Annotated in this window: 16 protein-coding genes and 1 tRNA gene; 3 read left to right on the top strand and 14 right to left on the bottom strand. The window is 61.4% G+C overall.

The annotated features are described in order from the left end of the window. Nucleotides 1-19: 19 nt before the first annotated feature. The 8 genes from KSAC_RS03905 to KSAC_RS03870 all read right to left on the bottom strand — a co-directional run bounded on the left by KSAC_RS03905 (nt 20) and on the right by KSAC_RS03870 (nt 7,556). Nucleotides 20-517 carry an FKBP-type peptidyl-prolyl cis-trans isomerase gene (locus tag KSAC_RS03905; RefSeq protein WP_102323498.1) on the bottom strand — a complete coding sequence of 166 codons (498 nt, stop codon included), beginning with the start codon at nt 515-517 and terminating at the stop codon, nt 20-22. A 43-nt stretch (nt 518-560) separates the two neighbouring features. Then, nucleotides 561-1,790: an argininosuccinate synthase gene (locus KSAC_RS03900; protein ID WP_102323499.1), complete on the bottom strand. Its 1,230-nt coding sequence runs from the start codon at nt 1,788-1,790 to the stop codon at nt 561-563. A 114-nt stretch (nt 1,791-1,904) separates the two neighbouring features. Continuing rightward, nucleotides 1,905-3,146, bottom strand: a complete 1,242-nt coding sequence (gene rlmN, locus KSAC_RS03895; protein WP_132306098.1) for a 23S rRNA (adenine(2503)-C(2))-methyltransferase RlmN — start codon at nt 3,144-3,146, stop codon at nt 1,905-1,907. A 103-nt stretch (nt 3,147-3,249) separates the two neighbouring features. Next, entirely contained in the window at nt 3,250-3,990 is a 741-nt protein-coding gene (locus KSAC_RS03890) for a TlyA family RNA methyltransferase (protein WP_132304307.1), read from the bottom strand. A gap of 28 nt (nt 3,991-4,018) precedes the next feature. Then, nucleotides 4,019-6,010, bottom strand: a complete 1,992-nt coding sequence (gene dxs, locus KSAC_RS03885) for a 1-deoxy-D-xylulose-5-phosphate synthase (protein WP_132304305.1) — start codon at nt 6,008-6,010, stop codon at nt 4,019-4,021. A 5-nt stretch (nt 6,011-6,015) separates the two neighbouring features. After that, entirely contained in the window at nt 6,016-6,951 is a 936-nt protein-coding gene (locus KSAC_RS03880) for a polyprenyl synthetase family protein (protein WP_408884741.1), read from the bottom strand. 8 nt (nt 6,952-6,959) lie between these two features. Continuing rightward, nucleotides 6,960-7,190, bottom strand: a complete 231-nt coding sequence (locus tag KSAC_RS03875) for an exodeoxyribonuclease VII small subunit (RefSeq protein WP_102323502.1) — start codon at nt 7,188-7,190, stop codon at nt 6,960-6,962. A gap of 108 nt (nt 7,191-7,298) precedes the next feature. Next, nucleotides 7,299-7,556: a sulfurtransferase TusA family protein gene (locus KSAC_RS03870; RefSeq protein ID WP_102323503.1), complete on the bottom strand. Its 258-nt coding sequence runs from the start codon at nt 7,554-7,556 to the stop codon at nt 7,299-7,301. Between the two features lie 122 nt (nt 7,557-7,678). Between KSAC_RS03870 and KSAC_RS03865 the strand changes: the two genes are divergently transcribed. Continuing rightward, nucleotides 7,679-8,590 (top strand): ROK family protein, encoded by a 912-nt coding sequence (locus KSAC_RS03865; protein WP_132304303.1) that lies wholly within the window; start codon nt 7,679-7,681, stop codon nt 8,588-8,590. A gap of 25 nt (nt 8,591-8,615) precedes the next feature. Here KSAC_RS03865 and KSAC_RS03860 read toward each other — a convergent pair whose 3' ends face one another. Next, complete coding sequence (locus KSAC_RS03860) at nt 8,616-9,380, bottom strand: RlmE family RNA methyltransferase (RefSeq protein WP_102323505.1); 765 nt, start codon at nt 9,378-9,380, stop codon at nt 8,616-8,618. Nucleotides 9,381-9,392: 12 nt separating this feature from the next. After that, complete coding sequence (locus KSAC_RS03855) at nt 9,393-10,523, bottom strand: Ppx/GppA phosphatase family protein (RefSeq protein WP_102323506.1); 1,131 nt, start codon at nt 10,521-10,523, stop codon at nt 9,393-9,395. A gap of 174 nt (nt 10,524-10,697) precedes the next feature. Here KSAC_RS03855 and KSAC_RS03850 point away from each other — a divergent pair. Then, a tRNA-Gln gene (locus KSAC_RS03850) sits at nt 10,698-10,771 on the top strand. A gap of 431 nt (nt 10,772-11,202) precedes the next feature. On the opposite strand, the gene KSAC_RS03845 is transcribed toward KSAC_RS03850, so the two are convergent. The 3 genes from KSAC_RS03845 to KSAC_RS03835 all read right to left on the bottom strand — a co-directional run bounded on the left by KSAC_RS03845 (nt 11,203) and on the right by KSAC_RS03835 (nt 16,652). After that, nucleotides 11,203-15,009: a diguanylate cyclase domain-containing protein gene (locus tag KSAC_RS03845; protein WP_165927281.1), complete on the bottom strand. Its 3,807-nt coding sequence runs from the start codon at nt 15,007-15,009 to the stop codon at nt 11,203-11,205. Between the two features lie 553 nt (nt 15,010-15,562). After that, nucleotides 15,563-15,814, bottom strand: a complete 252-nt coding sequence (locus KSAC_RS17220; protein WP_162900464.1) for a hypothetical protein — start codon at nt 15,812-15,814, stop codon at nt 15,563-15,565. Between the two features lie 136 nt (nt 15,815-15,950). Then, nucleotides 15,951-16,652, bottom strand: a complete 702-nt coding sequence (locus KSAC_RS03835) for a pirin family protein (protein WP_110547967.1) — start codon at nt 16,650-16,652, stop codon at nt 15,951-15,953. A gap of 240 nt (nt 16,653-16,892) precedes the next feature. On the opposite strand from KSAC_RS03835, the gene KSAC_RS03830 reads away from it, so the two are divergent. Continuing rightward, entirely contained in the window at nt 16,893-17,837 is a 945-nt protein-coding gene (locus tag KSAC_RS03830; protein WP_132304299.1) for a LysR family transcriptional regulator, read from the top strand. 45 nt (nt 17,838-17,882) lie between these two features. Here the strand turns inward: KSAC_RS03830 and wrbA are convergent, their stop codons facing one another. Beyond that, nucleotides 17,883-18,479: an NAD(P)H:quinone oxidoreductase gene (gene wrbA, locus KSAC_RS03825; protein WP_102323509.1), complete on the bottom strand. Its 597-nt coding sequence runs from the start codon at nt 18,477-18,479 to the stop codon at nt 17,883-17,885. Between the last annotated feature and the right edge of the window lie 575 nt (nt 18,480-19,054).

Below are 19,054 nucleotides of genomic sequence, written 5' to 3'. Positions count from 1 at the left end.
GATGAATGGCTTTTCCGGCCTAGTGTCCGTTGGGTGCCACACCCAGCAACTGTATCTTGAAGATCAGCGGGCTGTCCGGCTGGATCACGCCCATGGACTTATGTCCGTAAGCCAGTTCGGGCGGGACATACAGCATCCATGTATCACCCACATGCATCATCGGCACGGCTTCCTGCCAGCCCTTGATCACCATTTCCAGCGGCATCTGCATATAGGCGCCGTGGCCATGCTGGTCGGAACTGTCGAAGATGCCACCATCGGGCAGGCGGCCTTCATAGATCACCATGACACTGTCATTGATGGTCGGCTGCGGTGCGTCCTTCGGTCCGGATTTCAGGACCTTGTAGGCCAGTCCGTCCGGCAGTGTCTTGACGCCGGGCTGCTTGCGCACGTTGTCCATGAACTGCGCGGGGGTGAGTTCCGGCTGGTCATCCGCTTTCGAGCCGCCGCATGCCGCAAGCGGCAGGGCCAGCGCGCCCGCAACAAGAAGGGGAATGACACGCGAAAAACGTTTCATGACACCTCGGCCAGAAGTTGAAGAAGGAAGAACGGGCAACAGATCAGAGCGAACCGCCGCGGCGGCCGATCTGGGCGCCCAGCCGCAGCCGCAGTGCGTTCAGCTTGATGAAGCCCTGCGCATCGGCCTGATTGTATGCGCCTTCGTCATCTTCGAAGGTGACGACGCGGGTGTCATACAGGCTGTTGGGGCTTTCGCGGCCCACGCAGATCACATTGCCCTTGTACAGCTTGAGGCGGACGCGACCGGTCACGGAATGCTGGCTCTGGTCGATGAGCGCCTGCAGCATGCGCCGCTCGGGCGAGAACCACAGTCCGTTATAGATGATTTCGGCATAGCGCGGCATCAGGCTGTCCTTGAGGTGCATGGCCTCGCGGTCGAGCGTGATGCTCTCGATGCTGCGATGTGCGGTCAGCAGGATCGTGCCGCCCGGCGTTTCGTAAATGCCGCGCGACTTCATGCCCACGAAGCGGTTTTCCACCAGATCAAGGCGACCGATGCCGTTGTCGCGGCCCAGTTCGTTCAGGCGGGTGAGCAGGGTGGCGGGAGACATGGCGACGCCATTGATCGCAACCGGATCGCCCGAGACGAAATCGATGGTGATTTCGGTGGGCTTGTCAGGTGCGGCTTCCGGCGAAATGGTGCGCTGGAACACGATTTCCTCGGGGCCGACCGCCGGGTCTTCCAGCAGCTTGCCTTCGGAGGAGGAGTGCAGCAGATTCGCATCGACCGAGAAGGGGGCTTCGCCGCGCTTGTCCTTGGCGATGGGGATCTGGTGTTCCTCGGCAAAGGACAGCAGGCGCGTGCGCGATGTCAGGTCCCATTCACGCCACGGCGCGATGACCGTGATGTCGGGCTTGAGCGCGTAATAGGCCAGTTCGAAGCGGACCTGATCGTTGCCCTTGCCGGTGGCGCCATGGGCCACGGCATCGGCGCCGACCTGTTCGGCAATCTCGATCTGGCGCTGGGCGATCAGCGGGCGCGCGATGGACGTGCCCAGCAGGTACTGCCCCTCATACAGCGCATTGGCGCGGAACATCGGGAAGACGAAGTCCTTGACGAAGGTCTCGCGCAGGTCTTCGACGAAGATTTCCTTCACGCCGAACATCTCGGCCTTGCGGCGGGCCGGTTCCAGTTCCTCACCCTGCCCCAGATCGGCCGTGAAGGTCACGACCTCGCAGTTATAGGTGGTCTGGAGCCAGCGCAGAATTACAGAGGTATCAAGACCGCCCGAATACGCGAGAACGACCTTTTTGACATCCTTGGCGGCCATGGAAGAACGCTCCTGTAGACAAAACTTTGACAATGCTTTGCCGGGTGAACCGGCGGCCTGTTCTCCTAGCACCCCATGGCGCGGGCGACCAGAAGTGAAGGGCGGATTTTTACGTCATTCCGCCGTATCGGGAGCATCATCCGTACGGGCGGCACGACGCACGCGCTGGCTTTCGGTGCGGAGCTGGCCACATGCGGCAAGGATATCGCGCCCGCGCGGCATGCGGATGGGGGAGGCAAAGCCCGCATCCATCACGATCTTCGCGAAGCGCTCAAGCTGTTCACGGGTGGAAGGGAGATAGCTGCTGCCGGGCCACGGGTTGAATGGAATCAGGTTGACCTTGGCCGGTATGCCCGAAATCAGTCGCACTAGTTCACGGGCGTCGGCTTCGCTGTCGTTGATCCCCCGTAACATGATGTATTCAAACGTGATGCGTCGCGCATTGCTGGCGGCGGGGTAGCGGCGGCAGGCGGCAATCACCTCACGGATGGGGTATTTGCGGTTCAGGGGCACGATTTCATCACGCAGGTCATCGCGCACCGCATGCAGCGATACGGCCAGATTGATGCCCAGTTCCGCGCCGCACTGGTCCATCATCGGCACCACGCCGGATGTGGACAGCGTGATGCGCCGGCGTGACAGCCCTATGCCTTCACCATCCATGATGATGCGCATGGCCTTGGCCACGTTGTCGTAATTATACAGCGGCTCCCCCATGCCCATCAGCACGATGGTGGACAGCAGGCGCGGGGTTTCCCCTTTCGGGCTGGGCCATTCGCCATAACTGTCGCGCGCGGCCATGAACTGTCCCACGATTTCCGCAGCCCCGAGGTTGCGCACCAGTGCCTGCGTGCCGGTATGGCAGAAGGTGCACGACAATGTGCACCCCACCTGCGAGGAGATGCAAACCGCGCCACGGTCTTCCTGCCGGTCGGGGATGTAGACGGTTTCCGCCTCCTGCCCGTCGCGGAAGCGGAACAGGAACTTGCGCGTGGAATCCTGCGATGTCTGTTCCGTCACTACGCCGGGACGACCGACGATAAAACGTTCGGCCAGCTTTTCCTGCAATGGGCGGGCGATGGAACTCATGCGTGAAAAATCGGTCACGCCCTGATGGTATATCCAATGCCACAACTGCTTGGTGCGGAATGGCTTTTCGCCAATTTCCACCATGATGTCCGTCAGTTCCTCGCGCGAGAGGCCGACAAGGTCACGCCTGCCATCGGACAGGGCGGCGGTCGGCGGTGCGAACTGGGCCGACTTGGCGCGGATGCGCAGCCGTTCCTCGTCATTGAGGAGCGAGGCCGCCGCCCCGTCATGTGACCGGGAAGGTGAGGTTACGGGGGCTGCGGACATCACGGTGCTGCCTATGTTCTTCATGTCATTTATGGGGGAAGGGAACGCATCGCGTTCTTTTTTGCCTGTGTATCACAACCCGCATACGGGATGCGACAGCCGATCAGCCGTCCCGGCGCGCGGCGATCAGGAATTCCCGGTTGCCTTCCGGCCCGGTAATCGGGCTGGGATCAATGCCCAGAACCGTCCATCCGGGCAGGTCAGACCACCACTGGCGGATCATTTCGCATACTGCGTCATGCACTGCCGGGTCACGCACCACGCCCTTGGCGCCGACTGACTCCCGCCCCGCCTCGAACTGGGGCTTGATCAGGGCAATGGCCCATGCCCCCGGTGCGCACAGCGCCAGCCCAGCAGGCAGGACAGTGCGCAGACCGATGAAACTGGCATCGCATACCAGCGCCTGCACCGGATCTGGAATGATGGTGGCATCCAGCGCCCGCGCATTGCATTTTTCCAGCACGACAACCTGTTCGTTGCTGCGCAGTTTCCATGCAAGCTGGCCGTGACCGACATCCACGGCATAGACCTTCGCGGCCCCTTCATGCAGCAGCACATCGGTAAAGCCGCCGGTTGAGGCGCCCACATCCAGACAGGTCAGCCCGGCGGGCGAAAAGTCGAAATGTTCCAGCCCATGCGCCAGCTTGATCCCGCCGCGCGAAACCCATGGATGGTCCTGACCCTTGAGCATGAGCGGCGTATCTTCCGCAATCTGCTCGCCCGCCTTGGCGATGCGCCGGTCGGATGTATAGACCAGTCCGGCCATGATGAGCGCCTGCGCCCGGGTTCGGGTTTCCACTAGTCCCCGGTCCACCAGCATCTGATCGACGCGACGTTTCGCCATGCGCTTGCCTGCCCTGACCGAACCGGGTTCAGGCCATCTGCCGTGTCTGTGGCACGCCAAGCGCCTTCAGCGCGGTCGCCACGATGGCCGCCGCATCCAGCCCTGCCTCGATATATTGCGCATCCTGCGTGTTGTGGTCGATGAAGCGGTCGGGCAGGGTCATGGGGCGGAAGCGGACACGGTCGAGCAGGCCGGTTTTCGCCAGATGCGTCATGACATAGGACCCGAAGCCACCGACCGATCCTTCCTCGATCGTGATCAGCACGGCGTGGTTACGCGCAAGCTGTTCGATCAGGGCGGTATCCAGCGGCTTGGCGAAGCGGGCATCCGCCACCGTGGGCGACAGGCCCTGGGCTGCAAGCATGTCGGCGGCCTTCAGCGCCTCGGCCAGACGCGGGCCAAGCGACAGGATGGCGATGCCGCCCTGTTCCGGCCCGGACTGGCGGCTCATTTCCCGCATGATCCGGCCCCGCCCGATCTCGAGGATCTCGCCCGCCGCGGGCAGGTCGAGGCCCAGCCCGTTGCCACGCGGATAGCGCAGCCCGATCGGGCCTTCGTCAAACGCGACCGCGGTCGCGGTCATGTGCAGCAGTTCCAGTTCGGTGCTGGGCGCCATCAGCGTGATGCCCGGCAGGCAGCCCAGATAGGCGATGTCGAACGACCCCGCATGGGTCGCGCCATCGGCGCCCACCAGCCCCGCGCGGTCGATGGCGAAACGCACCGGCAGCTTCTGCAGCACCACGTCATGCATCACCTGATCATAGGCGCGCTGCAGGAAGGTGGAATAGATGGCGCAGAACGGGCGCAGCCCCTCGGTCGCCATGCCTGCGGCAAAGGTTACGGCATGCTGTTCGGCAATGCCGACATCAAAGAAGCGGTCGGGATAGGCTTTTGCAAACTTGTCCAGACCCGTGCCCGACGGCATCGCGGCAGTAACGGTGACGATCCTGTCGTCGGTCGCGGCCTGACGGACCAGTTCCCTGGCGAAGACGGACGTATAGCTCGGCGGTCCGGCCGGGCCTTTCTTCTGCTCGCCGGTCACGACGTTGAATTTGGAGACGGCGTGATACTTGTCGCCCGCCGATTCGGCCGGCGTGTAGCCATGGCCCTTCTCGGTGATCACATGCAGCAGCACGGGGCCGACATCTTCCGCGTCGCGCAGGTTGCGCAGGATGTGGACAAGCTGGTTCATGTCATGCCCGTCCACGGGGCCGACATAGTAGAAGCCCAGTTCCTCGAACAGCGTGCCGCCGGTCATGATGCCGCGCGCGTATTCATCCGCCTTCTTCGCCGTGCGTTCCAGACGGCCCGGCAGGCGTTTGGCCATCTTGCCCGCCAGTTCACGCAGGGACAGGAACTTGCGCGAGGACATGAGCCGCGACAGGTAGCTCGACATCGCGCCGACCGGCGGGGCGATGGACATTTCGTTGTCGTTGAGCACCACGATCAGGCGCTCGGCGCCGGGACCGCAATGCGAGGCGTTGTTCATCGCCTCATACGCCATGCCCGCCGAGATCGAGCCATCGCCGATCACCGCAATCACGTTGCGCTCGCGGTAGGAGGGGTCTTCCTCCGCGCGCAGATGATGGGCGACGGCCATGCCGAGGCCCGCGGAAATGGAAGTCGAGGAGTGGGCGGCGCCAAACGGGTCGTATTCGCTCTCGCTGCGGCGGGTGAAGCCCGAAAGCCCGCCAGGCTGGCGCAGGGTGCGGATGCGCTCACGCCGCCCGGTCAGGATCTTGTGCGGATAGGCCTGGTGGCCGACATCCCAGATCACCCGGTCATCGGGCGTGTCGAACACGGCATGCAGCGCCACCGTCAGTTCAACCACGCCCAGCGACGCGCCCAGATGCCCGCCCGTGGTGGACACTGCGTCGATCGTTTCCGACCGCAGTTCATCCGCCAGCTGCTTTAACTGCTCCACCGAAAGGTTGCGCATGTCATGCGGCGCGCGCACCCGGTCAAGCTGCGCATAGCGCCCAAGGGTCGGAATCGCGGAAGGGGTGTTGGTGTCGGTCATGTCCATCAGTTCCTGCGCTCGACCACGTAGCGGACCAGATCGCGCAGGCGATCAGCCTCCGGGCCAAAAATGTCGATATGGGATTCAGCCTGTTCGGCCACGCGCTTCGCTTCACGCGCGGCACCATCCACGCCCAGCAGGGCGACATAGGTGGACTTGCCCGCGGCTTCGTCCTTGCCGGCCGTCTTGCCCAGTTCCTCGGCGCTGGCGGTGGCGTCCAGCACATCGTCCGCAATCTGGAACGCGGCACCCAGATCGCGGCCATAGGCGGAAATGCGCTTGCGCACGTCATCACTGGCCTGACCCAGAATGGCGCCGGCTTCGGCTGAATAGCGGATCAGGCAGCCGGTCTTGAGCGCGTGCAGGCGGGCGACTTCCTCCAGCGACAGCGCACGGCCTTCCCCTTCCATGTCGATCATCTGGCCGCCAACCATGCCTGCGGCACCGGATGCGTCGGCCAGCGCGCGGACAAGGTTGATGCGCACCTCCGCGCTGTCATGCGTCAGCGGGTTGGCCAGAATGTCGAACGCCATCGTCTGCAGCGCGTCACCGGCCAGAATGGCGGTGGCTTCGTCAAACTTGCGATGGGTGGAGGGCTGGCCACGGCGCAGGTCGTCATCGTCCATGGCGGGCAGGTCGTCATGCACCAGGGAATAGGCATGCAGCATTTCAACCGAAGCGGCGACGCGGTCGGCGCCTTCGGCTGCGACCTTGAACAGGCTGGCGACTTCCGCCACCAGATAGCCACGCAGGCGCTTGCCGCCGCCAAGTGTCGCATAACGCATGGCGTCGATCAGGCGGGCTTCCCCCCCTTCGACGCGCGGCAGGAGACGGTCGATCATATGTTCGATCGCCGTGGCGCGCGCGGCCATGGATGCACGCAGACGGACCATGCGATCCGTACCGTCTGTTTGGGACGCGGTTGCTGTTGTTTGGTTCATCTGGCGCATCAATCCATTGGTTTTGCTTCCAGCGTACCGTCTGCACGCTGGACAATCGCCTGAACGCGGGCTTCCGCCTCGTCCAGTTTCTTCTGACAGTACTGCCGCAGGGCGGCGCCGCGCTCGTAGGATGTGATCGCGTCCTCCAGCCTGAGCTGGCCTACCTCAAGCTGTCGCACGATGGCTTCAAGTTCGGCCAGTGCGTCCTCGAAGGACAGGTTGGTCAGGTCATCGGTCATCTGTACGCGGTGCTTCCTGAAATAACGTGGTGGCGGACGCATTACATCCTTGTGGGGCATCCTGCCAAGGGGACAACTGGTTTTAGACTAGTTTGACAATGGGGCGGATCATGGGCGCGAATGGGATGCGGCGTCCGTTTCCTGCCTGCGGCGGATTACGAAGGACAGCGTGCCGCCTTCTTCTCCGAATGCGATCAGGGCGTGGCCCGTCTCGCGGCAGAAAGCCTGAAAATCCGCGACGGATGCCCGGTCGGTCGCAATCACGCGCAGCCGCGCCCCCGGCGCCAGCCCGCGCAGCATGCGGTTGGCCTTGAGCACGGGCAGGGGGCAGGTCAGGCCACGGGCGTCTAGCAGGATCTCACTCATGGGGGGCCATGTCTCCGTGTGGTGGGCAGCTATGTGCGGACATCAGGGTTTGATGTTCCCTGCAGGTACGACCATAAAAGAAAACGTGCCACTGATAAAACATGATGAAAGAAAGACTCCGGATGGCTTCCTATCGTATCGGAATAGATTTTGGCGGCACCAAGATCGAAATCGCAGCCCTTGGCATGGACGGAGCCGAGCTTGTCCGTCGGCGGATTGTCAATCCGGGCAGCTATAATGCGGCCATTGCGGCCATGTGTGACCTGATCCATGGCGTGGATAAGGAACTGGGCGGCACGGGGACGGTCGGAATCGGTATTCCGGGTTCCATCAGCCCCGATGCTGGCGTGATCAAGAACGCCAATGCCACATGGCTGAACAACCAGCCGCTGATACGCGATATGTCGGCGGCGCTGGGCCGCGAAGTCCGCATTGAAAATGATGCGAACTGCTTTGCCCTGTCCGAGGCGATAGACGGTGCGGGCGCTGGTTATCATAGCGTGTTTGGCGTCATCATCGGCACCGGCATGGGGGCGGGGATCGTGATCGACCGCAAGCTGCTGATCGGGCGCAACCATATCGCGGGTGAATGGGGACATACGCCGCTGCCGTGGCCCCGGCTTGAGGAATTTCCCATGCCGAAATGTTTCTGCGGCAATGAAGGATGTATGGAGCGGTTCCTGAGTGGCTCCGCGCTGGCGCAGGACTGGAAAGGCCCCGGCCATCGCAGCGCTGCCCATATCGAGCAGGAGGCTGATGCAGGGGACCTGACCGCGATCGGGGCGCTGGACCGTTACATGGACCGCATGGCGCGGGCCTGCGCCATGGCGATCAATTTCATGGACCCCGATGTCATCGTGCTGGGCGGCGGCGTGTCCAACCTTGAAACGCTGTACGAGCGCGTGCCCCGGCTCATGCGCCGCTATGTCATTACCCCCGACTGCCGCACGCCGATTGTGCGCAACCGGCATGGCGACAGTTCCGGTGTGCGGGGGGCTGCGTGGCTGTGGGACGATCACCACGTACCTGACTGAGTGTCAGGAAACGCGGTCGGGCAGTTCAGCTTTCTTCGCTGTCCAGACCGCGGAACCCTGTCGCCACGACATAGAGTTCGCTCGATTCCTTGCGGCTGGCAGGAGGCTTGGCGTGGCGGACCTGCGTGAACATCTTCTTGAGTTCGCCCAGCATCTGCTTTTCCGAACCACCCTGGAACACCTTGGCGATGAATGCGCCGCCGGGGGCGAGGATATGGACCGCGAAATCAAGCGCCAGTTCGGCCAGCCCGATAATGCGCAGGTGATCGGTGGGGGCATGGCCAGTGGTGTTGGGCGCCATGTCCGACATGACCAGATCAGGCTTTCCCCCAAGCAGTTCGGTCAGGCGGTCGGGCATGTCGGGATCGTTGAAATCCCCTTCAAGAATGGTAGCGCCCGGCACAGGATCAACCGGCAGCAGATCAACGCCGACCACTTCCGCCGCGCCGCGCTTGACCGCCACCTGCGTCCAGCCGCCGGGGGCCGCACCCAGATCCACGACGCGGGTGCCGGGCCGGATCAGGTGAAAACGGTCGTCCAGTTCAATCAGCTTGAAGGCCGCGCGTGAACGCCAGCCCTGCTTCTGCGCGGCCTGAACGTAGGGATCATTCAACTGCCGTTGCAGCCAGCGATGCTGTGCTGTCGTGCGGCCGCGCGCCTTCTTGACCGTGACGGTCTTGGTCCGGTTGGCGCGCGCTGCCTGTCCGTCGGTGCTGGTGTCGTTGCTGCCGGGCGTAAGGCTGCTGTTACGGGCCTTGCCCGGTATGCGGGTAGAAGAACGCTGTTTCATGACGGGACGCGGTCAGGGACTGACCCGGTGCTCCATACGATTATGAAAGGAGAGGGAAGACGAGGTGGCGGAAAAGCCGCCGCGTCGTCTGCGATCCCCGATCATGCGTAAAAGCATGCCATCGCGCAATCCCCGGTCCGCCACCCTTACTTCCGCCATGGGCCATGTGGTGACGATCGCTTCGAATATGGCGCAGCCGGGCAGAAGGTAGCGCGCGCGGTCCGGGCCGATAACGGGATGGCGTGCAAGCCCGTTCAGGCCGGACTGGCGCAGGCTGTCGATTATGCCCAGCGCCTGCGGCACCGACAGGCTTGCCCCGTCAATTCCCGTGCGGTCGTAACGCTCCTGCGCCAGCGCCAGACTGGCCAGCGTGGTGACGGTGCCACTGGTGCCCAGAAGCGTGACATTCTGTCGTGCGATTTCGCGCGCAATGCAGTGTACGTCGTCAAAACCGCGCAGTACATTGCTGATTTCATCCACAACGGCGCGATAACCCGTGTCGGAAAAAATATCCGCGCCGTCGCGTTCGCCCAGCGTCATGATGCCAACCGGCAGGCTGACATAGCCCGACAGGTCATGCCGCCGGGCGTCGCGGTCGATTCGCGCCCATGCGACTTCGGTCGAGCCGCCGCCGATATCAAACAGCAGCCCCCGCCCGGTGGTCTCCCGCCTGTCCTGCAGCAGCGATGTACAGGCAGCCAGCGCCAGCTCCGCTTCTTCCCGCGCGGAAATGATGGAGATGTTCAGCCCCGTCTCGTTCAGGACACGGGCCAGGAAGTCCATGCCATTTCCCGCACGGCGGCAGGCTTCTGTCGCAATTGCGCGGTGGTCATGCAGGTCATACAGCCCCATCCGCGCGACGCAGGCGCGCAGGGCTGCGATGGTGCGTTCCATCGCGGCCTCGGCAAGCTGGCCGGAATGGTGCAGGCCCTCTCCCAGCCGGACGGCACGGCTGAAGCTGTCGATCACGCGCAGCCCCCGTTCACCCGCGCGGGCGACCAGCAGGCGACAGTTATGGGTGCCCAGGTCGATGGCGGCATAAAGTGGCCCGCGCACGCTACGGCGCTGCGGCGCGGGGGTGGGAAGGGGAATGTATCCCTGTTCCCGTATCTGTGCGCTGAGCGGCTGCTGGACCATGTTCATCCAAACCCGTTAGACCCGTTGACGATCGAGGCATTACCTATTGTGTTAAGTGTACTGCGTAAAACGCAAGCCAAAAGAGAAAGTTTGCAAAAAAGCAATCAGGGGGGTTGCACGCCCGATAACCGACGGGTATATGCCTGATCACCGCAGCGCATCGCGCCGCTTTCTCCTTGCTGGGGGATAGTTTAGCGGTAGAACTACCGGCTCTGACCCGGTCAGCCCTGGTTCGAATCCAGGTCCCCCAGCCAAAAACTCCCCAATAAAATAATGTGCCTGCCTGTAGGTTTCAACCTGCTGGGTCATGATGCACGTAATCAGGGTTCGCTGTCCGTGCGGACGGGATTGCCCATGGGTGCATTGTGGTTGGGCCTTCGCCATTTCGTCGGCTACACCCGTTTCCGTGTAATGACGTGGGCTGTGAGTCATGTAGGGACGGCTGAAGCGGATATGGTCCGGATTCAGACGCCGTTTGAAACTGGATTAGTGATCAATTTCCCGATGCTGCCTTTTTTAAAGCGGCATCATCTGCGGCGCTGTGAAAGAGGGGCACCAAAAACGTCCCCCCCCCATGATTTGCAGAACGGCTCTTGGTGGCCATTCAGGCAATTTTTCCCAGTTTTCGTGAAGCCGGATTTCATCACTACGGGCCACGTTTTTCCAATGGCGGTTCATGGGGGCGTTATCGGGGCCGGGGTTCCGTTATGGTCGCCGCAGGGAGTGGGGAAGGATAGCGTTGCCAGATCTGTTCCCACCGTTGCTGCAATCCGCTGGCGAACTGCTGCATCAGCAGCGATTCAAACTGGTTGGGATAGGCGCCGTAAACGGTCAGTACGGCCATCACCTGCCCATCGTTTCCCCTGATCGGAATGCTGAGGGATGACACGATGCCAAGGTGTTTCATCACGTCACGCCACACTACAACGCGGGGATCCGTAACGTAGGAGGCGCAATGCTGCCGCTGTCGGCTACGCCATGCGATGCCTGTGACGGACTGGTTGAATGACGGGTCCGGCTCGGTTATCGGCTGTGCGAGGACTGGCAGCATGGCGTTGCCCAGTTTCTGTGCCTGTGGGCCGCCGGTGCCCGTCACAACCAGTTGCCCCGATGCGCTGGCGCGGAACAGCATGGCGGCCTGTATGCCGGGTAACTGGCCGAAATCTTCCATTTCCTGTGCGGTGGCGTCGGTAAGGCTGCGGTCGGTTACGGGCAGGTTTTCGGACAGAAGGGAGAAATAGGTCTGTTCGACCACCTGACCCGCCTGTAGCTGCGCGCCCTTGTCATCCTGAATGCGAATTTCGGTGGTCAGCAGGATATGATACTGCTCGCTGGCGCGCAGCATGGCCTTGTCCAGACGGTCGATAAGCAGGCGACGGTAAATGCTGTAGGATTCGCTAAGCAATGTCGGCGTGAGGCCCGAAAGGGCATGTATGGTGCCGATCCGGCCTGCGATCGCCACGATGTCCTGCCGTGTGGTTTCAGGCGCGAGCAGGAAGCCCAGATGCTTTAGCTGCTGTTCCTTGAGGTGGGCCAGTTCCTCCGCCGTGAAGACGGACAGGATGCGTTTTCCATCGGGCGTTTCGCCAATAAGGTCGTCAAAACGTTCCATGAAATCATGCCGGATACGGGCGAGGAAGCTCCGCGCCCGTGTCAGCAGTTCTGCCGCTTCGGGACCATAGGCATCAAATGCAATCGTTTCGGGCGCATTATCCGTGGGCGGTCGCGCCACGGTTGCGCTGGCAAGGCACCACCATGTCTTGCGCGTGGCCTTTGTCACCTTTGACTGGTACATGGCGGCATCGGCGCGCCGTAACAGGGTATCGGGATCTTCCCCGTCCAGTGGGTAAAGCGCCAGACCAAGGGTCATCCCCACCACCGCGCGGGATTCGGGCGTGACCTGGAAGGGGCTTTCAACCGCCACATGCAACTGGTCCAGTACCGTCGTGGCCTGCGCTACGGGAACAAGCGGGTCGAGGTCATCGATAATAATGACGAATTCATCACCGCCCAGTCGCGCGATGTAATCGGTCTGGCGCAGTCCGGCCCGCATGCGACGGGCCAGTTCCTGCAACAGTACGTCGCCTGCCTCATGCCCGTAACTGTCATTGACCAGCTTGAAGTCATCAAGGTCGAGCATGCTGACGCCAACGGCAGTGCCCTGCCGCCGCGCCCGTGCCAGGGCCAGCGGCATGTATTCTTCCAGCGCCAGCCGGTTGGGCAGGCCGGTCAGGGGATCGTGGCGTGCGCGCTGGGATTCCTCCACCTGTAATTTTTCGACGCGCTGCTTGGCGTCCAGCGTATCCAGCGCGTGGCCCAGCAGATGGGCGACGCGCTGGCACAGGGCTATGCTCTGCGCATCAAAGATATGGGGCTGCGGGGAAACGAAGGTGATGACCATCCACGTTGATCCACCGCGCCAGATCGGCGTGGACAGCACAGCGCGCCACTGGTTCCGCCTGACGAAATCGAACCACGGCGCCTGCGCCTGTTCGCCCAGTTCATCGTTGCTGTAGGAAAGGGCCTCCGTCTTCCACGCGCGCGCGGCGACCAGCGGCACGGGCACTTCGTCCATGGCGCGCAGGTCCAGTGCGTCCATGCCATCCGTCCCTTCGCCTGCGCGGGCGATGACATTCAGCCGGTAGCCCGGTTCCATCCTGCCGATCCATACCGCATGGAACAGCGTGTCATGCACCAGATCCGAACAGGCGCGGGCGCACATTTCGGTGTCGCTGCTGGCCTGAAGCACGGCGTCAGCGGTATTGACCAGCGCATGATAGAGGCGTTGCGCCACATCGCGGCTGGTTACGTCCTCGATGGTCCAGACCGATACATTGCCGTTGATGTCACTGAGCTGCACGCCCGAGAAATCGGCGATCATGACGCGGCCGTCGGGGCGGGACAGGCGCACGCCCGCAACCCGCACCTCGGACCGGGTCCGCAACTGTTCATATATGGCGCCGACCCGTTCGAATTCCTCCCTGTCGGCATAGAGCATTTCAGCCGACTGGTTGACCAGTGAGTCCGGGGTCAGGCCAAGCATCTGCGCCACGCGGGTATTGGTCATCTGGATGATGCGATCTTTGACCAGCAGGATACCGACGACCGAGTTGTCCAGCAGGGCGGTCTGGAGGCGACGGTTATAAAGCTGTTCCAGCCCGCTCGATATGTCGGTTGCAATTTCCTTCAGCAGCACCTGAAGCTGGTCGTCAAATACATCGACCTGTTCGTGATAGACGCTCAGCACCGCCCAGATCTGCCCGTCGCGATGGATGGGCAGCACGGCGTTGGAACACACGCCCTGTCGTATGGCCCATTCCCGCCATGGGGCGGTATGTTCCCCGTTCTTGAAGGATGCGTTGAAAATGGGCTGCCCGCTGCGCCACACGCGGCCCACATTGCCACAACCTTCCGGCACGTCCGGGTGGACGGAAATGGATACGCCATCCATGCATCCGGCAGGCCCGGCCACGGCCAGCATGCGTATGGACCCGTTTTCATCCGGTCGCCCGATGAAGGCGATTTTCAGGTGCGCGTAGTGAATGGCCATGTCGCAGATTTCCTGCAACAGGGCTTCCTCGTTCTTTGCCTGGCTGATGCACTGGTTAAGCTGCGCCATGAAGCTGTTGAACTCGGTCAGCCGGGTCAGTTGCAGCATCTGTTCGCGCTCGCGCCGCCGGATCGTCACCGCGACCGCACTGAGCAGCAAGCCGAAGGCCAGCGCTTCTATCCCCCAGCGTGATGGCGCATGCCGCCAGTAGGTCTGCCGGACACGGCTTTCCGGCACGGCAAGGCGCACGCTGAAGGGGTAGTCGTCCACGGGTGACGCCACCACGATGGCGATGTCTGCCGCCGGGGTGGGAGTGGAGCGCCGCGAAGAAGCGGGCCGGGCATGAAGGACCGCGCCGTCACGTGTATCGACGGGCGTGAATGACCAGCCCCTGCGATAGTTGGCAGGAAGTTCGCGGATATCGAGCAGGCGGTCGAGATGATAGTTGGAGGCAAAGAAATACCCCGTATGTTCATCCGTATCGCCATGGACAAGCAGGGGCAGCACGGCATCCCCCGTGTCGTCCCGATACTGTATCCGGCCCAGAAGGTGGTTGCCGGAATGGTCAAGGGGGGTGAAGTCCGCGGCGGATGTCTGCGCGTTCTTTGCCTGCGTGGTGCCCGACGGTGCGGTAGACCACTGGATCGTTTCCCCGTCGGCCGCAAGAACATTGAACGTATAGGGCGTGGCGCGCGAAAGCAGGTAGCGACGCAGCGCTTCACCCATCTGGGGGGAAGGTGTTGCGGGGTTGGTATGTGGCAGTTGCAGTGCAGCGGAGGCGACATCCAGTTCCGTAAAGCGCGTATTCAGCCGGTCGGCGATCAGGTTCGCATACGCCTGGGTATTGCGCAGGGCTTCCGCCCGCACCTCCATTTTCGCGTGCTGATAGTCATGCAGTTCAATAACCACGTCGCATGCGACAACAATCAGGAATGGCAGCATGTAAGGTAGCAGCGACCTGAAACGGCGGTTTCCAGACGGGAGAGTAGGGGGCTGGAATGGAAAACGGTCACGCTGGGTACCTATCTTAAATCGTGCCCTGCAGTATTGGTCGGCTGCACATCGAATTATGATGGTGTTACCAGTGTTATTCTCGCCCGGATACTGCATTCCGTGAAAATATGATGAAGATGACGCCTGTTGGCTGGCCCGTTGTCCAGATGGATTGAATACGGTCAGTGCAAATGAAAACGGGTTGCGTTACGCGCAGCCCTGCTTTCGACTGTTGCGTTCCTCTGGGTTCGGCATGGTGACACATGTATGCGGAACAATACATAATGTAATATATTGTAATAAATAATAACTAAGCGTTACACGGGAAGAATATGACGTGCGATTCGATAATGGATTTAAAAAATACAAATCAAGGAATCCGTCAATATAATTCGTTTTTCTGGATTCGTGGGGTCTGATTTATCCGTATATTGATCTTGACATGAAAAACCTTCCATCGTGAGATGGGGGAGCGCTTTTATTGGGCTTAATTATATCAAAATCATTTCACCGCAATTATGGAGTCCCAGATGTCTTCTTCCATCTCAAGCCTCAGCAGCAGCTCACTCAGCAGCCTGTTCGGCACGTCATCTTCCAGCGACAGTTCGTCGTCCTCTTCGTCATCTTCCTCCTCCGGGTCCAGCTCTTCCAGCAGCACGACGACAAGCGAAGTCTTCAACAGCGATGGCTCCATCACTACCATCGTGAAGGATTCGAGCGGTAACATCGTTTCCGAAACGACGTCCGGCTCCACCAACAGCTCCGCCCAGACCGCGCAGGGTGCGGACGAAGATCAGGGCGGTGTTGATCTTTACGCCTGATTGACCGCATCCCGTGACCTGTAGCCTTGTAAGTTACGGCTACAGGTCACGGGATATTATCCACGGCAGTCAGTCGTGGGTGTCCACGAGGACGATCTCGGCATCCTCAAGTGCGCGTATCCGCAGGATGTCCGTGCCTGAAATCGCGGCTCCATCGCGTTCGTTGACACTCGCCCCTTCGATCTCCACCCGCCCCCGCGCGGGCACCAGATAGCCGAACCGTTCGGCTCCAAGCCGGTATTCCACGACCTGTCCCTTGTGCAGCGTCGCTCCCAGAACGCGGGCATCCGCATTGATGGGCAGGGCATCGTCCTCCTCGGGGCGGCCTGATGCGAGTACGACAAACTGGCCCGCCCGTTCACCCCTGGGGAAGGTGCGTGTACCCCATGAGGGGGCATGCCCCGCCCGGTCGGGCATGATCCAGATCTGGAACAGGCGCGTGGTTTCGCTCTCCCGGTTATGTTCGCTGTGGCGGATGCCGGTTCCCGCTGACATGACCTGCACATCGCCCGCCTGCGTGCGCCCGCGATTGCCCAGACTGTCTTCGTGGGTAATTGCGCCTTCGCGCACGTAAGTAATGATTTCCATATCCCGGTGCGGATGGGTGCCAAAACCGGTGCCGGGTGCTATGGCATCATCGTTCCATACCCGTAATGCCCCCCATTTGACGCGCGCCGGATCAAAATAACTGGCGAACGAGAAATGATGGCGTGCATCCAGCCATCCATGATCGGCATGACCGATGTGGTCAAAAGGTCGGATTTCAATCATCGGATCACCTTTCGGTTTCTGTACTTTCATCAACACCAGAATATTACGTCCGCCGCGATTGGAGCGTATATGGAAATAAAGGAAAGCCAACGTTTCTGATCTGTTGCGTCAGGAGTGGGCTTTTCCAGTATGGGGGGCGGACTTGCCGGTCCGCTGCCTGTATGCCTGCGGCAGGCTGGAACAATCGTGTGGGTGGCCTATAGTGAAACCTTCACGAAGGATCGTTTCCAGGGATTTCAAATGCGCTTACCTGATTTCGAGGCATGGGCCATTTTTGCCAAGGTGGCGGAATGGGGGTCCTTTGCCCGTGCGGCCGAAGATATCCAGCTTTCCAAACCTACCGTATCCAAGGCCGTGGGGCGGCTTGAGCAGGCGCTTGGGGTCTCCCTGTTCAACCGCAACTCCCGGCATATGTCCCTGACGGAAACGGGTCGGCTGCTTCAGGGGCATGCAAACCGCATACTGGCCGAAGCCGAAGCGGCGGAAGTGGAGGCGCGGGGTGGTATCCTGAAGCCATCCGGCCAGATCCGGGTAACAGCGCCGGTGACATTCGGCATCCAGCATCTCGCCCCCCTTCTGCCCGAATTCATGCGCCAGTATCCGGAGGTCGATATCGCGATCGATTTCAGCGATGCGGTCGTCGATCTGGTGGCGGAGGGATATGATCTTGCGCTGCGGATCGCGTCCCTTGCGGATTCCTCGCTGCGCGCGCGGCGTCTTTGCAGCGTGCGGCTGCTGCTGGTTGCCGCTCCCGCCTATCTGGATGCAATAGGCAGGCCCGACCATCCGCGTGAACTGGAAGACCAGAAGGGCTTTGTTTACACGAATACATCCGCACCCGGTAAGATCAGGCTGCGGCACAGGAAAACGGCCAAGGAATTCGTGCTGTCACAGGCTTCCCGCCTGCGGGCCAATAATGCGGAAGGATTCCTGCCCGCGCTGGAAGCGGGTCTTGGTTTCGGCCTGTTTCCGGAATTCATGGTCTGGGATGGCCTGAAATCGGGTCGGCTGGTGCAGGCGTTGCCGCAATGGGAAGCCCCGGCTGTCGCCCTGTACATCGTGACATCACCCAGTCCGCTGCGTCCCGTCCGGGTGACGGCGCTGCTGGATTATCTGGTCAGGGCCTTCGCGCATTCGCCATGGGCAACGGAAGAAGAGTGCGAAAGCCTGAAACATCTGAAATAGCACGAAGGGACACGGTGTAGATCGTGCCCCTTCGCGCCGCAGTATTCAGGCAAGTTTTTTTGCAATGCCCGCCACATGGCTGCCCAGATAACGCGCCCCGTCCAGTTCGTTGGCATCGGGCTGGCGGGAGCCGTCGCCTGCGGCAATGGTGGTCGCGCCGTAGGGGGAGCCGCCCGTGACTTCATCCAGCTTCAACTGCCCCTGAAAGCTGTAGGGCAGGCCGGTAATGACCATGCCATGATGCAGCAGGTTGGACATGAGGGAATACAGCGTGGTCTCCTGCCCGCCATGCTGGGATGCGGTGGAGGTAAATACCGCGCCGACCTTTCCGATCAGCGCGCCCTTGAGCCACAGCCCGCCGGTCTGGTCCCAGAAATTGGCCATCTGCGCGGGCAGGCGGCCAAAGCGGGTCGGTGCGCCGACGATAATGGCGTCGTATTCGGGCAGTTCCTGTGTTGTGGCGATGGGAGCGCCCTGTTCGGTCTTGAAGTGATGGGCCTTCGCAACGTCCTCGGGAACAAGTTCAGGGACGCGTTTGACAACGACTTCTGCATCGTTGGCCCGTACGCCTTCGGCTATGGCATGGGCCATCGTCTCGATATGGCCGTAGGACGAATAATAGAGAACGAGAACCTTGGGCATTGCAGTATGTCTTTCATATGAAAATGGGTGCCATGGAAATGGCGGAACCCCTTAACCATACGGTTTGAGCGGCTATTTGATATTTCAAATACGGAAACCTTTGGTTTCTGTATTTTGCGCCTTCTTCACGGGTGCGTGAGGGGAGAGGGGCGGAGGGTATGTCTCTGTCTTCCATCGCGCTCGGTTGAGCGGGAAGGAGCGGGGCCGTAGTGGTGCGCTGCTGCAATGGCGGAATGGGCAGCCTTAACGGGCATGGGGGCAGCGCTGCGCCCTCAAAGGCCGGACCGCAAGGATGGCGTGACTTTCAGATGAATTGACGCAGCGTGGCTGGTTCTACGGGCGGTCTGTATAGATCGCCCATAACATACGTAGAATTTCGTGCCCCGGATGCCAGAAACACTCAGGCATACGGGCTGCGGTGACGTCAGGCAGGATAACCAATGCCGCCGGTTTTTAGCCTGACCGGGCGGTATCGCTGATGTGCTGCGTGCAGTCCGACCGGCGCATGTTCCGATATTTCTCACGGCCAGTCAGGATGGAAAGGGCAAGGGACCGACGCGGGGAGGCGTCGGCTG

It is taken from the genome of Komagataeibacter saccharivorans (assembly GCF_004348195.1).
Classification (GTDB): domain Bacteria; phylum Pseudomonadota; class Alphaproteobacteria; order Acetobacterales; family Acetobacteraceae; genus Komagataeibacter; species Komagataeibacter saccharivorans.
Note: the sequence above shows the minus strand (reverse complement) of the source record. Positions and strands in the feature narration are given on the sequence as shown.

Excerpts from the sequence above, each read along its gene's own strand:
- KSAC_RS03905 (WP_102323498.1), bottom strand. The coding sequence starts at position 517 with ATGAAACGTTTTTCGCGTGTCATTCCCCTTCTTGTTGCGGGCGCGCTG.
- KSAC_RS03900 (WP_102323499.1), bottom strand. The coding sequence starts at position 1,790 with ATGGCCGCCAAGGATGTCAAAAAGGTCGTTCTCGCGTATTCGGGCGGT.
- rlmN (WP_132306098.1), bottom strand. The coding sequence starts at position 3,146 with ATGTCCGCAGCCCCCGTAACCTCACCTTCCCGGTCACATGACGGGGCG.
- KSAC_RS03890 (WP_132304307.1), bottom strand. The coding sequence starts at position 3,990 with ATGGCGAAACGTCGCGTCGATCAGATGCTGGTGGACCGGGGACTAGTG.
- dxs (WP_132304305.1), bottom strand. The coding sequence starts at position 6,010 with ATGACCGACACCAACACCCCTTCCGCGATTCCGACCCTTGGGCGCTAT.
- KSAC_RS03880 (WP_408884741.1), bottom strand. The coding sequence starts at position 6,951 with ATGAACCAAACAACAGCAACCGCGTCCCAAACAGACGGTACGGATCGC.
- KSAC_RS03875 (WP_102323502.1), bottom strand. The coding sequence starts at position 7,190 with ATGACCGATGACCTGACCAACCTGTCCTTCGAGGACGCACTGGCCGAA.
- KSAC_RS03870 (WP_102323503.1), bottom strand. The coding sequence starts at position 7,556 with ATGAGTGAGATCCTGCTAGACGCCCGTGGCCTGACCTGCCCCCTGCCC.
- KSAC_RS03865 (WP_132304303.1), top strand. The coding sequence starts at position 7,679 with ATGGCTTCCTATCGTATCGGAATAGATTTTGGCGGCACCAAGATCGAA.
- KSAC_RS03860 (WP_102323505.1), bottom strand. The coding sequence starts at position 9,380 with ATGAAACAGCGTTCTTCTACCCGCATACCGGGCAAGGCCCGTAACAGC.
- KSAC_RS03855 (WP_102323506.1), bottom strand. The coding sequence starts at position 10,523 with ATGAACATGGTCCAGCAGCCGCTCAGCGCACAGATACGGGAACAGGGA.
- KSAC_RS03845 (WP_165927281.1), bottom strand. The coding sequence starts at position 15,009 with ATGCTGCCATTCCTGATTGTTGTCGCATGCGACGTGGTTATTGAACTG.
- KSAC_RS03835 (WP_110547967.1), bottom strand. The coding sequence starts at position 16,652 with ATGATTGAAATCCGACCTTTTGACCACATCGGTCATGCCGATCATGGA.
- KSAC_RS03830 (WP_132304299.1), top strand. The coding sequence starts at position 16,893 with ATGCGCTTACCTGATTTCGAGGCATGGGCCATTTTTGCCAAGGTGGCG.
- wrbA (WP_102323509.1), bottom strand. The coding sequence starts at position 18,479 with ATGCCCAAGGTTCTCGTTCTCTATTATTCGTCCTACGGCCATATCGAG.